At 54.6% G+C, this 13,440-nt stretch carries 15 protein-coding genes; 7 read left to right on the top strand and 8 right to left on the bottom strand.

The window, feature by feature from the left end; all coding sequences use genetic code 11:
- Position 1: 1 nt before the first annotated feature.
- On the bottom strand, positions 2 to 937 hold the full coding sequence (gene pyrB, locus OGY71_RS22400; RefSeq protein WP_003025818.1) for an aspartate carbamoyltransferase: 936 nt from the start codon (positions 935 to 937) through the stop codon (positions 2 to 4).
- A gap of 36 nt (positions 938 to 973) precedes the next feature.
- Positions 974 to 1,075: a pyr operon leader peptide gene (pyrL, locus tag OGY71_RS22395; protein ID WP_003025819.1), complete on the bottom strand. Its 102-nt coding sequence runs from the start codon at positions 1,073 to 1,075 to the stop codon at positions 974 to 976.
- A gap of 238 nt (positions 1,076 to 1,313) precedes the next feature.
- Between pyrL and OGY71_RS22390 the strand changes: the two genes are divergently transcribed.
- Complete coding sequence (locus OGY71_RS22390) at positions 1,314 to 1,766, top strand: YhcH/YjgK/YiaL family protein (protein WP_048215052.1); 453 nt, start codon at positions 1,314 to 1,316, stop codon at positions 1,764 to 1,766.
- Between the two features lie 106 nt (positions 1,767 to 1,872).
- On the opposite strand, the gene argF is transcribed toward OGY71_RS22390, so the two are convergent.
- Positions 1,873 to 2,877 carry an ornithine carbamoyltransferase gene (gene argF / locus OGY71_RS22385; RefSeq protein WP_003830265.1) on the bottom strand — a complete coding sequence of 335 codons (1,005 nt, stop codon included), beginning with the start codon at positions 2,875 to 2,877 and terminating at the stop codon, positions 1,873 to 1,875.
- On the bottom strand, positions 2,847 to 2,942 hold the full coding sequence (argL, locus tag OGY71_RS23335) for a putative translational regulatory protein ArgL (protein WP_370867251.1): 96 nt from the start codon (positions 2,940 to 2,942) through the stop codon (positions 2,847 to 2,849). Before argL ends, argF begins: the two co-directional genes overlap by 31 nt.
- A gap of 98 nt (positions 2,943 to 3,040) precedes the next feature.
- On the opposite strand from argL, the gene rraB reads away from it, so the two are divergent.
- From rraB to OGY71_RS22370, 3 genes are all read left to right on the top strand, one after another.
- The gene (rraB, locus tag OGY71_RS22380; RefSeq protein WP_003025845.1) at positions 3,041 to 3,466 is read left to right on the top strand and encodes a ribonuclease E inhibitor RraB; all 426 of its coding nucleotides are present in this window, start codon (positions 3,041 to 3,043) and stop codon (positions 3,464 to 3,466) included.
- Between the two features lie 51 nt (positions 3,467 to 3,517).
- Positions 3,518 to 4,276, top strand: coding sequence for a tRNA isopentenyl-2-thiomethyl-A-37 hydroxylase MiaE (gene miaE, locus OGY71_RS22375; RefSeq protein ID WP_148362521.1), 759 nt, complete (start codon positions 3,518 to 3,520; stop codon positions 4,274 to 4,276).
- Between the two features lie 165 nt (positions 4,277 to 4,441).
- Entirely contained in the window at positions 4,442 to 5,272 is an 831-nt protein-coding gene (locus OGY71_RS22370) for a hypothetical protein (protein WP_003830260.1), read from the top strand.
- 26 nt (positions 5,273 to 5,298) lie between these two features.
- Here OGY71_RS22370 and OGY71_RS22365 read toward each other — a convergent pair whose 3' ends face one another.
- The 4 genes from OGY71_RS22365 to pepA all read right to left on the bottom strand — a co-directional run bounded on the left by OGY71_RS22365 (position 5,299) and on the right by pepA (position 10,938).
- Positions 5,299 to 5,802, bottom strand: coding sequence for a GNAT family N-acetyltransferase (locus OGY71_RS22365; RefSeq protein ID WP_003830259.1), 504 nt, complete (start codon positions 5,800 to 5,802; stop codon positions 5,299 to 5,301).
- A gap of 206 nt (positions 5,803 to 6,008) precedes the next feature.
- A complete protein-coding gene (locus OGY71_RS22360; RefSeq protein ID WP_008786064.1) occupies positions 6,009 to 8,864 on the bottom strand; it encodes a valine--tRNA ligase in 2,856 nt (951 codons plus the stop codon).
- Positions 8,864 to 9,307, bottom strand: a complete 444-nt coding sequence (holC, locus tag OGY71_RS22355; protein WP_003830256.1) for a DNA polymerase III subunit chi — start codon at positions 9,305 to 9,307, stop codon at positions 8,864 to 8,866. The genes OGY71_RS22360 and holC overlap by 1 nt, the downstream gene beginning before the upstream one ends.
- A 119-nt stretch (positions 9,308 to 9,426) precedes the next feature.
- On the bottom strand, positions 9,427 to 10,938 hold the full coding sequence (gene pepA, locus OGY71_RS22350) for a leucyl aminopeptidase (protein WP_003025870.1): 1,512 nt from the start codon (positions 10,936 to 10,938) through the stop codon (positions 9,427 to 9,429).
- 153 nt (positions 10,939 to 11,091) lie between these two features.
- Here pepA and OGY71_RS22345 point away from each other — a divergent pair, with 153 nt between their 5' ends.
- The 3 genes from OGY71_RS22345 to lptG all read left to right on the top strand — a co-directional run bounded on the left by OGY71_RS22345 (position 11,092) and on the right by lptG (position 13,387).
- Entirely contained in the window at positions 11,092 to 11,142 is a 51-nt protein-coding gene (locus tag OGY71_RS22345; protein WP_212723231.1) for a hypothetical protein, read from the top strand.
- Between the two features lie 62 nt (positions 11,143 to 11,204).
- Positions 11,205 to 12,305 (top strand): LPS export ABC transporter permease LptF, encoded by a 1,101-nt coding sequence (lptF, locus tag OGY71_RS22340; RefSeq protein ID WP_032942200.1) that lies wholly within the window; start codon positions 11,205 to 11,207, stop codon positions 12,303 to 12,305.
- On the top strand, positions 12,305 to 13,387 hold the full coding sequence (gene lptG, locus OGY71_RS22335) for an LPS export ABC transporter permease LptG (RefSeq protein ID WP_003025875.1): 1,083 nt from the start codon (positions 12,305 to 12,307) through the stop codon (positions 13,385 to 13,387). The genes lptF and lptG overlap by 1 nt, the downstream gene beginning before the upstream one ends.
- The last annotated feature ends 53 nt before the right edge of the window (positions 13,388 to 13,440 follow it).

Raw genomic sequence — 13,440 nt, 5'->3', positions numbered from 1 at the left:
CTTACAGTGCCAGTTCGCTATTCAGTACCAGTGCCAGTAACGCCTGGCGGGCGAAGATGCCGTTGCCAGCCTGCTGGAAATACCAGGCGTGCGGCGTCTTGTCGACGTCGGTGGTGATCTCATCGATACGCGGCAGCGGATGCAGTACCTTCATGTTTGCTCTGGCGCCGTTCAGATCGCTGGCGCGCAGAACAAACTGCGCTTTCACGTTGGCGTATTCGGACGGGTCCAGACGCTCTTTTTGTACGCGGGTCATGTAGAGGATATCGACCTCCGCCATCACCTCTTCAATAGTGCCGTGCAGGCTCCAGGCGATACCTTTTTCATTCAACATATCCAGAATATATTGCGGCATGGCCAACGCGTCCGGGGCGATGAAGTAGAAACGGTTACCTTCAAACTTCGCCAGCGCCTGGGTCAGGGAATGGACGGTGCGGCCATATTTCAGGTCACCCACCATGGCGATGTGAAGATTGTCCAGGCGACCCTGAGTTTCCTGAATGGTGAACAGATCCAGCAGCGTTTGGGTGGGATGTTGGTTGGAGCCGTCGCCTGCGTTCAGTACCGGAACGTTACCGGAGAACTCCGTAGCCAGACGCGCGGCGCCTTCCTGCGGATGGCGCATTACGATGGCGTCGACATAGGTGCTGATGACGGAAATGGTATCGGCCAGTGTTTCACCTTTTTTGCCCAGAGAGGTGTTGCTGCTGTCAGAGAAACCCACCACGCTGGCGCCCAGGCGGTGCATGGAGGTTTCAAAGGATAAACGGGTGCGGGTTGAGGCTTCAAAGAAGCAGCTGGCGATAACCTTATGCTTTAACAGCTCCGGCTGTGGGTTAGCTTTTAATTTCGCCGCCGTTGCGAGGACCAGATTGAGGTCATCGCGGCTGAGGTCGTTTATGGAAATGATGTGTTTTTGATAGAGCGGATTAGCCATGTTTATCTCCTGACGCCTGGGCAAAAAAAAAGCCCCTCAATTGAGGGGCTCGGAATGGGTGATCAACGGAAAGAAAAACGGCAGGCCAGCGTCCTTTTTCAGACGCGGTAAGACAAAATGTCGTACACACTGAACCATACATCCTCCCGGCAAATTGTCCGCGATTATACTCAGCTCCGTTATGGGATCAAGCGAAAAATGCACAAATTATTCATCGCAAACGATTCTCATGAATATTCATTCACCCTGAATGCCAAACAGTAACAATGAGATAAACATGCGTTGACGCAAAATATCGGCAAATAGCAGTAGTATGGCAGACCATTTTTTCGTATAACAACTAAAGTGAAACGATGTTTTAATTAAGGGGTTTGAGATGATTGTCGGCAATATTCACAACCTGGATGCCTGGCTGCCGGAAGAGCTGCGTCAGGCGATTGAACACATTAAAGCGCATGTGACGGATGAGACGGAAAAAGGTAAGCACGACATCGACGGCGATCGTCTGTTTTATCTGATTGCTGAAGATATGACGGAGCCGTTTGCACAGCGCCGCGCCGAGTATCACGCGCGCTATCTGGATATTCAGATCCTGCTCAAAGGTCAGGAAGGCATGACCTTCAGCACGCAGCCTGCGGGCGCGCCGGAAACTGACTGGCTGGCGGATAAAGATATCGCCTTCCTGCCGGAAGGGGTACAGGAGAAAACGGTGGTGCTGAACGAAGGTGATTTCGTGGTGTTTTATCCGGGCGAAGTGCATAAACCGCTGTGCGCGGTCGGTGCTCCAGCGCTGGTACGCAAAGCCGTGGTGAAAATGCGGGTGGCATAAGCGTATTTGCCGGGGGCGGCTTCGCCTTACCCGGCCTACGGGAGCGCGGTTGTAGGCCGGATAAGATGCTCAGCATCGCCATCCGGCATTCTTTTCATCCATGCCCTCACTTCGCCAGCGTCGCCACCATCACCGCTTTGATGGTGTGCATCCGGTTTTCCGCCTGATCAAATACGATACTGGCGGGGGATTCAAAGACCTCATCGGTCACTTCCATTCCGCCGTGCAGACCATATTCCTGTGCCATTTGTTTGCCAAGCGTGGTTTGATCGTCATGAAACGCGGGCAGGCAGTGCAGGAATTTCACCTGCGGATTGCCGGTCAACGCCATCATCGCGCTATTAACCTGGTACTTACGCAGCAGCGCAATACGTTCGGCCCACTTCTCTTTTGCTTCGCCCATTGATACCCAGACGTCGGTATAGATGAAGTCCGCGTCTTTCACGCCAGTGGCGACATCTTCAGTCAGCGTAATATTGCCGCCGTTTTTCTGCGCCAGCGCTTTGCACTCCGCAACCAGACTTTCTTCCGGCCAGCAGGCCTGCGGTGCGACCAGGCGCAGATCTAGCCCGGTTAACGCGGCGGCTTCCAGCATGGAATTGCCCATATTGTTGCGGGCATCACCGGTGTAGACCAGCGTCATCTCATTAAACGCTTTACCCGGCAGGTGTTCCTGCATAGTTAACAGATCCGCCAGCAGTTGAGTGGGGTGAAACTCGTTGGTTAATCCGTTCCACACCGGAACTCCGGCATATTCCGCCAGCGTCTCGACAATCTCCTGACCGTGACCCCGATACTGAATACCGTCGTACATGCGGCCGAGCACGCGGGCGGTGTCTTTGATCGACTCTTTATGGCCAATCTGGCTGCCGCTTGGCCCGAGATACGTCACGCGCGCGCCCTGATCGTATGCGGCAACTTCGAAAGAGCAACGGGTACGGGTTGAGTCTTTTTCGAAGATGAGCGCGATGTTTTTACCGGTGAGCTTAGCGACTTCAGTGCCGTTTTTCTTATCTGCCTTCAGCTGTGCGGCGAGCTGGAGCAGTGACGTGAGTTCAGCAGAGGTGAAATCAAGCAGTTTCAAAAAATGTTTCTGATAAAACGCAGACATGGTTCCCTCACATGGCTTAGGCCATTTATTGAATTAAAATTCAATTTATATGGATGTTTATTCATTTGCAACCTTGTTTAACAAATCTTTCCTGGAAAGGTGGAGGCAATGACAGCGGTATGTGACAATAAGAGTATCGGCAGGACATTATGAGGAACGAGCCATGGCAAACCCGGAACTACTGGAAGAACAGCGTGAAGAAACGCGCTTGATTATTGAAGAGCTACTCGAAGATGGCAGCGATCCAGATGCGCTGTACACCATCGAGCATCACCTTTCCGCGGATGACTTCGAAACCCTGGAAAAAGCGGCAGTAGAAGCCTTCAAGCTGGGTTATGAAGTGACCGAGCCGGAAGAGCTGGAAGTGGAAGAAGGCGACACGGTTATTTGCTGTGACATTCTGAGCGAATGTGCACTGAATGCGGAGTTGATTGATGCTCAGGTTGAGCAACTGATGAACCTGGCTGAAAAATATGATGTGGAATACGACGGTTGGGGTACCTATTTTGAAGACCCGAACGGCGAAGAAGGTGAAGACGGCGACGATGAAGACCTCGTCGACGAAGATGATGACGGCGTGCGTCACTAAGTCATCTACTGACCTGCGGTAGCATCGGCTGCCGCAGGCCAAGGATAACGTATGGATTACCTGCAAATACTTTCCCCGATCTACAACTTCCTGCACTGTAAAACGCCCCAGGCCTGGCTTGATAAAGCGCGAGACCCAGCGAATCTGCCTCTGTTATTGACCGATCACCTCGTCTGTGAGCTGAAAGCGGCGCAAACGGCGATGCTGCTGGTGCGTAAGTATGTCGCGGATAAACAGGGATCGCAGGCGCTGCTGGACTGGCTGAAGCCCTATGAAGCGTTTGCTTTCAGAGAAGGGGATGAGCCGGATTTTATCGCGCTGAATAAACAGATAAGCAAAAGCGTGATGCCGCAAACCGACGACCCGTGGGGACGCAAGCTTATCGACAGCATGGTTTTGCTGATCAAAGAAGAGCTGCATCATTTCTGGCAGGTGCGTGAGGCGATGATGAGCCGCAACATTCCCTATATCAAGATTACCGCCAGCCGTTACGCCAAAGGCATGCTCAAAGAGGTACGCACCCATGAGCCTTTAACGCTAATCGATAAACTGATTTGCGGGGCTTACATTGAGGCGCGTTCCTGCGAACGGTTCGCCGCGCTGGCGCCGTATCTGGATGATGATCTGCAGGCGTTTTATCTGTCGCTATTGCGATCCGAGGCCCGACACTATCAGGATTACCTGGCGCTGGCGCAGCAGGTTTCAGCCGATGATATCAGTAGCCGGGTGCGGTTTTTTGGCGAAGTAGAAGCCGCGTTGATCACCTCTCCTGACGATGAATTCCGCTTCCACAGCGGTGTGCCAGCTTAATTCCTTTCTTTGACGCGCGGTGCTCATCGCCGCGCGGTTTAATCCTTCCTGTTTCTGTTAGCAAAATCTGGTGGCTGGAAATCGCTCGCTGCTGCCGTAATAATCAAAACACACGAAGGGGAAATATATCCCCGTAACAGAGATGATTTGGCATAAGGATGGTTAATGAACTGGGCACACGTTTTGTTGGCAGGTTATATCGGGGCGGTGATTGCTATCGTCGTCGGCATGTTTCGCAAAAAAGGCTGGCTGGGCAAGATCTCCGGCGCGGTGGTTTTTGTGCTGGCGATTATCGCGTGGAATCTGTTTGATGTGCACTACCTGATCCCACGCGAAAGCCCGGATTATGGTCTGACCGAAGAGCAGCAGTTTGAAAAGGCGATGCTCTCCAATCCGGCGTTTCAGGTGATTAAGGAGCAGGAACCTGAGCTGACACAAAAAATTATCAGCCAGGCAGCGCAGATGAAGAAAGCAGGGAGTAGCGAACAGCAGGTTATCGACGCGATACAGCCGCAAATTCTTCAGTTGCAAATGGCAAGATTGCAGCAGGCGCCAGATGCCAATGTCATTGAATATATGAAAATTAACCTTGAGCAGATCGCTGCTGTGGCCAAAATCGGTGATGACGAATGCTTCCGCTTTCTGTTTCCGGCAGTGAAAGGGGGGATTAACCCGGCACGTCTGGTTCCGCATGAGATCATGAACCGTCGTATGGCGAGTGATATGAGTATGATGCGTGCTGCCTATGGTCCGAACAAACATACGGTCGCGGCAGAAGAGAAACAGCTGGCGTTGCAGGATCTGCAAGCAATAAGCCCTGGGTTAGTACAGCGCTATGGGCCGGATATTCAGATCATGGCCGATCCGACTAAAGCGATCGGCAAAGAGAAGATTGCCTGTGAGATAGTGCAGGATCTCTGGTCACAGGTGCTGAAACTGCCAACCGCCCGCGCGGCTGGCGTTATTAGACTGATGCTCTCAGCCGAGATGCAGTAACGTGGCTAAAGCCTCTCGGCGTAAGGTCAGAGGGGCTTTAACATCCGCACTTCACAATCCACGTGCCCGGTACAGCCCAGCGCTTCGCTGATATGCTCAAAGCCTAAATGTTCATACAGGCGGATTGCCTCGGTCAGAAACGCTGTGGTCTCCAGATAGCACTGTTTAAAACCCTGCTCGCGGGCATGTTCGAGCGCCATCAGCGCCAGTTTTTTCGCCAGCCCCTGACCGCGCGCGCTCGACAGGAAGTACATCTTTTGCAGCTCACAAATGCCTGGTTCACTACATCCTAACGGCGCAACGCCACCGCCGCCCACGACTTCACCGTTTTGCTCAACCACCCAGTAGGCCGCGCCCGGCTGGCTGTAAACCTGGAACAGTTCGTCCAGATTAGGGTCGGCAACGGTATACCCCTTATCGGCGGTAAGCCCGTATTCAGCGGAAACTTTGCGGATAACACGGGCAATGGCGGCGTTATCATCGGCAGAAATTCGGCGCAGCGTTGCCGCGACGGAGGTAATGGCACTCATAGCGAACTCATGACATAAAAGTGAGACATATGCAGTTAATACCACTGCGGCGAGGGGAAGCGCAAGCGAGGATAATTCAATAAAAAGCCTCTGAGCCTATGCGTCAGAGGCTTTATCGTCTGTGGTATCGGATGCGCTACGCTTATCCTACCTACGATGACGGTGCCCGTTTGCCGGATAAGCGCAGCGCTATCCGGCATAGGCAATTACAGCGCGGCGATGACCGCCTGCTGTTCAATCAGCTTCGCTTTGGCTTCTGCGTAACCATCCAGCTTCTCACGCTCTTTGGCGATAACTGCTTCCGGTGCGCGGGCAACGAAACCTTCGTTGGAAAGTTTGCCTTCGATACGGGCAATCTCGCCTTCGATTTTCGCCACTTCTTTCGCCAGACGTGCCAGCTCATCTTCTTTGTTGATGAGGCCAGCCATCGGGATCAGCAGTTCGGCACCGTCGATGATTTTGGTCACGGAGACCGGGCCTTTGTCATCGGCTGGCAGCACGGTAATGCTTTCCAGACGTGCCAGGTTCAGCAGGAAGCTACGGTTGTCGTTCACACGACGCATTGCGTCAGCGCTGCAACCACGCAGCAGCAGCTCCAGCGGTTTGCCCGGGGCGATGTTCATTTCCGCACGGATGTTACGTACGGCAACGATCGCCTGCTTCAGCCATTCGGTATCGGCCAGCGCGGCTTCATCAACCTGTGCGGCGTTATATTCCGGGAACGGCTGCAGCATGATGGTATCTGCAGTGTTGCCACAAATCACTTTCACGCGCTGCCAGATGGTCTCGGTGATGAACGGAATGATCGGGTGCGCCAGGCGCAGCAGACCTTCCAGCACGGTAACCAGCGTATTGCGGGTGCCGCGCAGTTCAGACTCGGAACCGCCGTTCATGACCGGCTTGGTCAGTTCCAGATACCAGTCACAGAACTGGTTCCAGGTGAACTCGTACAGAATGCCCGCGGCGATATCGAAGCGGAAGTTATCCAGCGCTTCGCGGTACGCTTTGATGGTCTGGTTGAATTCAGCCAGGATCCAGCGATCCGCCAGCGACAGGGTCATTTCGCCGCCGTTGAAGCCGCAATCCTGATCTTCGGTGTTCATCAGCACGAAGCGGCTGGCGTTCCACAGCTTGTTACAGAAGTTACGGTAACCTTCCAGACGCTTCATGTCCCAGTTGATATCGCGACCGGTAGAGGCCAGCGCTGCCAGGGTGAAACGCAGGGCGTCGGTGCCGTGCGGCTCGATGCCGTCCGGGAACTGCTTCTCGGTACGCTTGGCAATTTTCTCAGCCAACTGCGGCTGCATCATGTTGCCGGTACGTTTCTCCAGCAGTTCTGCCAGAGAGATACCGTCGACCATATCCAGTGGGTCAATCACGTTGCCCTTGGATTTGGACATCTTCTGGCCTTCGTCGTCACGGATAAGACCGGTCATGTAGACGGTCTTGAACGGAACCTGCGGCTTGCCGTTTTCATCTTTGATGAAGTGCATGGTCATCATGATCATGCGGGCAATCCAGAAGAAGATAATGTCGAAGCCGGAAACCATCACGCTGGTTGGGTGGAACTGACGCAGTGCGTCGGTATTTTCCGGCCAGCCCAGCGTAGAGAAGGTCCACAGTGCAGAAGAGAACCAGGTATCGAGAACGTCTTCGTCCTGACGCAGCGCAACGTCGGCGCCGAGGTTGTTTTCCTGACGCACTTCGTCTTCGGTACGGCCAACGTAGACATTGCCGTCGTTGTCATACCATGCCGGGATACGGTGACCCCACCACAGCTGACGGGAAATACACCAGTCCTGAATATCACGCATCCAGGAGAAGTACATGTTTTCGTACTGCTTCGGTACGAACTGGATGTCGCCGTTCTCAACCGCTTCAACCGCCGGTTTTGCCAGCACGTCGGCACGGACGTACCACTGGTCGGTCAGCATCGGTTCGATAACCACGCCGCCACGGTCGCCGTAAGGTACGGTCAGGTCGTGCGGTTTAATTTCTTCCAGCAGGCCCAGCGCATCAACGGCGGCAACCACCGCTTTACGCGCAGCAAAACGTTCCAGCTTCTGGAACTCAGCCGGGATTTCATTGGAGTAAACGTCGGACTCTTCGCCTTTGGTGTCGTACACTTCCGCAGTTTCGCGGATGTCGCCGTCAAAGGTCAGAATGTTGATCATCGGCAGGCCGTGACGTTTCCCGACTTCGTAGTCGTTAAAGTCGTGCGCCGGGGTGATCTTCACGCAGCCGGTGCCTTTTTCCATGTCGGCGTGTTCATCACCGACGATCGGAATGCGGCGGTTAACCAGCGGCAGAACAACGAATTTGCCAATCAGATCTTTATAACGCGGATCTTCCGGGTTCACAGCTACGCCGGTATCACCCAGTACGGTTTCCGGACGGGTGGTGGCGACGACCAGGTAATCTTTACCGTCTGCGGTTTTCGCGCCGTCGGCCAGCGGATAGCGGATGTGCCACATGGAGCCTTTAGACTCGCGGTTTTCCACTTCCAGATCAGAAATAGCGGTGCGCAGTTTCGGGTCCCAGTTGACCAGACGCTTGCCACGGTAGATCAGATCTTCTTTGTACAGGCGAACAAAGACTTCTTTCACGGCATTGGAAAGACCTTCGTCCATAGTGAAGCGCTCGCGCTCCCAGTCAACGGAGTTGCCGAGACGGCGCATCTGACGGGTAATGGTGCCGCCGGATTCCGCTTTCCACTGCCAGATTTTGTCGATAAACGCTTCGCGACCGTAGTCGTGACGGGTTTTACCTTCTTCAGCGGCAATCTTACGCTCAACCACCATCTGGGTAGCGATACCCGCGTGGTCGGTACCGGCCTGCCACAGGGTGTTTTTACCCTGCATGCGCTGGTAGCGAATCATGGTATCCATGATGGTTTGCTGGAAAGCATGACCCATATGCAAACTGCCGGTGACGTTCGGCGGCGGGATCATGATGCAGAAGGACTCTTTGCTTTCATCGCCGTTAGGTTTGAAATAGCCCTGCTTTTCCCAGTGCTCGTAAAGCGGCTGTTCGATATCTTGTGGGTTGTATGTCTTTTCCATTATTTCCAGGTTGCCGTATTCAGGTTAAAACCAGCCACGCGGTAAGCTTTGTAGCGATCGCGTGCCGATTGTTTCAAAGAATCTTCGTAAGGAACGAAGTCTATCACTTCTGTGAAAGCGGTGGCAAAATCTGCAAAGCCAACGCGCAAACTGATGAGCAGGTCGCGCGGGCTGCTATTGCGTTTCTCCGGCCAGGCAATCTCTACCGGCGCGCCGCCTCTGGGGCCTTCTCCCGCCAGATTATGCGGAACAAAACTTTCTGCCGGTCTCGCCCACAGAGCTTCATCCAGTCGAAGAGCCTGCTTTTCGTTTTCACAGGCGATCAGCACGCGCTTGCCAGCACGCCAACGTTCTGCGGCAATTTCACACACCAGTTGTTCAACGGCGCTTAAGCCATCGACGGTGTTGTCATTGTCCAGAATATAGAACGTTGCGTTTCTCATGATATGGGGCTTCTTGTTGTGGATTTAAATGCAAAGCCGGGTGGCGCTACGCTTACCCGGCCTACGGTTGAGTAACGTTGTCGGCCGGGTAAGGCGAAGCCGCCACCCGGCGTTTTACATCACTCTTCGCCGTTAAAACCGGCACGATTGAGCAGGAACTGCGACAGCAGCGCCACTGGACGACCGGTTGCGCCTTTGGCTTTCCCTGAACGCCATGCGGTACCGGCGATATCCAGGTGCGCCCAGTTGTACTTACGGGTAAAGCGTGACAGGAAGCAGCCCGCGGTAATGGCACCGCCAGGACGTCCGCCGATGTTCGCCATATCCGCAAAGTTGGACTCTAACTGCTCCTGGTATTCATCACCCAACGGCAAACGCCATGCGCGGTCACCAGCCTGCTCGGACGCACCGATCAGCTCATGCGCCAGCGGGTTGTGGTTCGACATCAGGCCGGTGATGTGATGGCCCAGCGCAATCACGCACGCGCCGGTCAGGGTCGCGACGTCAATCACCGCTTCTGGCTCAAAGCGCTCGACGTAGGTTAACACGTCGCACAGCACCAGACGGCCTTCGGCATCCGTATTAAGCACTTCAACGGTCTGTCCAGACATGGTGGTCAGCACGTCGCCTGGGCGATACGCGCGGCCACCCGGCATGTTTTCACAGCCCGCCAGCACGCCGACAACGTTGATGGGGAGCTGAAGCTCGGCCACCATGCGCATCACGCCGTATACCGCTGCCGCGCCGCACATGTCGTATTTCATCTCATCCATGCCTTCGGCTGGTTTGATGGAGATACCGCCGGAGTCAAAGGTTAACCCTTTACCGACCAGCACGATCGGACGCGCGTCTTCGGACGGATTGCCTTTGTACTCGATGACCGACATCAGCGACTCATTTTGCGAGCCGTGACCGACGGCCAGATAAGAGTGCATGCCCAGCTCTTTCATCTGCTGCTCGCCGATCACGCGGGTCACAACATTTTTGCTGTAGCTGTCTGCCAGCTGGCGCGCCTGAGAGGCCAGGTAGGCGGCGTTACAGATGTTCGGCGGCATGTTGCCAAGATCTTTTGCCGCTTTAATGCCGGCGGCGATCGCCAGACCGTGTTGGATCGCACGCTCACCGCTGGTCAGTTCGCGGCGGGTCGGCACATTGAAGACCATTTTACGCAGCGGGCGACGTGGCTCGCTTTTGTTGGTCTTCAGTTGATCAAAGCTGTACAGCGTTTCCTGTGCCGTCTCAACGGCCTGGCGCACTTTCCAGTAGTTATTGCGCCCTTTGACGTGCAGCTCAGTCAGAAAGCAGACGGCTTCCATTGAGCCTGTATCATTCAGGGTATTGATGGTTTTCTGAATGACCTGCTTGTACTGGCGCTCATCAAGTTCGCGCTCTTTGCCACATCCAATGAGGAGAATTCGCTCAGACAGAACGTTAGGAACATGGTGCAGCAACAGGGTTTGACCCGGTTTGCCTTCCAGTTCGCCGCGACGCAGCAGTGCGCTGATGTACCCGTCGCTGATCTTGTCGAGCTGCTCTGCAATCGGAGAGAGGCGGCGTGGTTCAAAGACACCCACGACGATGCACGCACTCCGCTGTTTCTCCGGGCTACCGCTTTTTACACTGAACTCCATGCACTACGCTCCTGAATCTTAAAGACAACGGCGGTGGCTACGGATAGAATTGCAAGCTTTCGTAACTCATACCCGCTGTTGCGGTGACTTCGTGTTAATCTTAACGTTATTACGGCATTGGCACGTCAGAACAATTTCTGAGAGGTGGATCCGTTGAGTATAATGATCTTAGCGACGATTTCGACGACTCAAGAGAATAAATGACGTTTAAGCCATGAAACAAGCTAAATTCCGGCAAAAGACGGGTTTTTACGGGCGTATTTAAAGTGATAATCATAAGATATCTGGTTCGGGAAACGCTCAAAAGCCAACTTGCGATCCTATTCATCCTGCTTTTGATCTTCTTTTGTCAAAAGTTGGTCAGGATCCTTGGTGCGGCTGTTGACGGTGATATCCCGGCAAATCTGGTGCTCTCGCTGCTGGGGCTGGGCGTGCCAGAAATGGCGCAACTTATCTTGCCCTTAAGCCTGTTCCTCGGGCTGTTGATGACGCTGGGCAAACTGTATACCGAAAGCGAAATTACGGTCATGCACGCCTGCGGGCTGAGCAAGGCAGTGCTGGTGAAAGCTGCGATGGTGCTGGCGCTGTTTACCAGTATTATTGCGGCGGTCAACGTGATGTGGGCTGGACCGTGGTCCTCCAGACATCAGGACGAAGTCCTGGCGGAGGCGAAAGCGAACCCCGGTATGGCGGCGCTTGCTCAGGGGCAATTCCAGCAGGCGACCAACGGCAGTTCGGTGCTGTTTATCGAAAGCGTTGACGGCAGCAACTTCAAAGACGTGTTCCTCGCGCAAATCCGCCCGAAAGGCAACGCTCGTCCTTCGGTCGTCGTAGCCGATTCCGGACATCTTACCCAGATGCGTGATGGCTCTCAGGTCGTGACGCTGAACCAGGGGACGCGCTTTGAAGGTACCGCGCTGCTGCGCGATTTCCGCATTACCGACTTCCAGGATTATCAGGCGATTATCGGTCATCAGGCCGTGGCGCTGGATCCAAACGATACCGACCAGATGAACATGCGTACGCTGTGGACGACCGACACCGATCGTGCCCGCGCGGAGCTGACCTGGCGTATCACGTTAGTTTTCACCGTATTTATGATGGCGCTGATGGTCGTACCGCTGAGCGTGGTGAACCCGCGTCAGGGTCGCGTGCTGTCGATGCTGCCAGCAATGCTGCTCTATTTGCTGTTCTTCCTGGTTCAAACGTCGCTGAAGTCGAACGGTGGTAAAGGTAAGCTGGATCCAGTGTTCTGGATGTGGACGGTTAACCTGGCGTATCTGGCGCTGGCGATTGTGCTTAACCTCTGGGATACGGTGCCGATGCGCCGCTTGCGTGCCCGTTTTATGCGTAAAGGAGCGGTATAATGCAGCCTTTTGGTGTACTTGACCGCTATATCGGTAAAACCATTTTCACCACCATCATGATGACGCTGTTCATGCTGGTGTCGCTCTCTGGGATCATCAAGTTCGTTGACCAGCTGAAAAAAGCCGGGCAGGGGAGCTACGATGCGATGGGCGCCGGGCTGTATACCCTGCTCAGCGCGCCGAAAGATATCCAGATCTTCTTCCCGATGGCGGCGCTGCTGGGGGCATTGCTGGGATTGGGCATGCTGGCCCAGCGTAGTGAACTGGTGGTGATGCAGGCTTCTGGCTTTACCCGTATGCAGGTGGCGTTGTCGGTGATGAAAACCGCGATTCCGCTGGTGCTGCTGACGATGGCTATCGGCGAATGGGTCGCGCCACAAGGCGAACAGATGGCGCGTAACTACCGTGCGCAGCAGATGTACGGCGGCTCGCTGCTCTCTACTCAGCAGGGTTTGTGGGCGAAAGACGGTGACAGCTTTGTCTACATCGAGCGAGTGAAAGGCGAGGCCGAGCTGGGCGGGATTAGCATCTACTCGTTTAACGACAAGCGCCGTCTGCAGTCCGTTCGCTATGCCGCAAGCGCGACATTTGACCCGGAGCAGAAGGTCTGGCGTTTGTCGCAGGTGGATGAATCCAACCTGACCGATCCGAAGCAAATCACCGGCTCGCAAACGGTGAGCGGCACCTGGAAAACCAACCTGACACCCGACAAGCTCGGCGTCGTGGCGTTGGATCCTGACGCGCTATCGATTAGCGGTCTGCATAACTACGTGAAGTACCTGAAGTCGAGCGGCCAGGATGCCGGACGCTACCAGCTCAATATGTGGAGCAAAGTCTTCCAGCCGCTGTCTGTAGCGGTCATGATGCTGATGGCGCTGTCATTTATCTTTGGTCCGCTGCGTAGCGTCCCGATGGGCGTGCGCGTGGTGACAGGGATTAGCTTTGGCTTTGTGTTCTATGTGCTGGACCAAATCTTTGGCCCGCTGACGCTGGTGTACGGCATTCCGCCGATTATCGGTGCGCTGCTGCCAAGCGCCAGCTTCTTCCTGATAAGCCTGTGGCTGATGCTACGTAAGTCGTAATCACAGTAATCGTAGGCCTGATGGCGTTGTGCTTTTCAGGCCTACTCCGGACC

It is taken from the genome of Citrobacter sp. Cpo109 (genome assembly GCF_030332565.1).
Classification (GTDB): Bacteria; Pseudomonadota; Gammaproteobacteria; order Enterobacterales; family Enterobacteriaceae; genus Citrobacter; species Citrobacter portucalensis.
This window is presented reverse-complemented; position numbering and strand designations above follow the sequence as displayed.

What these genes read in the sequence shown, in the direction of transcription:
- OGY71_RS22370 (WP_003830260.1), top strand. Translation starts at nt 4,442, where the DNA reads ATGAACTGGGCACACGTTTTGTTGGCAGGTTATATCGGGGCGGTGATT.
- pyrB (WP_003025818.1), bottom strand. Translation starts at nt 937, where the DNA reads ATGGCTAATCCGCTCTATCAAAAACACATCATTTCCATAAACGACCTC.
- miaE (WP_148362521.1), top strand. Translation starts at nt 3,518, where the DNA reads ATGGATTACCTGCAAATACTTTCCCCGATCTACAACTTCCTGCACTGT.
- OGY71_RS22390 (WP_048215052.1), top strand. Translation starts at nt 1,314, where the DNA reads ATGATTGTCGGCAATATTCACAACCTGGATGCCTGGCTGCCGGAAGAG.
- holC (WP_003830256.1), bottom strand. Translation starts at nt 9,307, where the DNA reads ATGAGAAACGCAACGTTCTATATTCTGGACAATGACAACACCGTCGAT.
- pyrL (WP_003025819.1), bottom strand. Translation starts at nt 1,075, where the DNA reads ATGGTTCAGTGTGTACGACATTTTGTCTTACCGCGTCTGAAAAAGGAC.
- pepA (WP_003025870.1), bottom strand. Translation starts at nt 10,938, where the DNA reads ATGGAGTTCAGTGTAAAAAGCGGTAGCCCGGAGAAACAGCGGAGTGCG.
- OGY71_RS22365 (WP_003830259.1), bottom strand. Translation starts at nt 5,802, where the DNA reads ATGAGTGCCATTACCTCCGTCGCGGCAACGCTGCGCCGAATTTCTGCC.
- OGY71_RS22360 (WP_008786064.1), bottom strand. Translation starts at nt 8,864, where the DNA reads ATGGAAAAGACATACAACCCACAAGATATCGAACAGCCGCTTTACGAG.
- lptG (WP_003025875.1), top strand. Translation starts at nt 12,305, where the DNA reads ATGCAGCCTTTTGGTGTACTTGACCGCTATATCGGTAAAACCATTTTC.
- argF (WP_003830265.1), bottom strand. Translation starts at nt 2,877, where the DNA reads ATGTCTGCGTTTTATCAGAAACATTTTTTGAAACTGCTTGATTTCACC.
- rraB (WP_003025845.1), top strand. Translation starts at nt 3,041, where the DNA reads ATGGCAAACCCGGAACTACTGGAAGAACAGCGTGAAGAAACGCGCTTG.
- argL (WP_370867251.1), bottom strand. Translation starts at nt 2,942, where the DNA reads ATGAATAAACATCCATATAAATTGAATTTTAATTCAATAAATGGCCTA.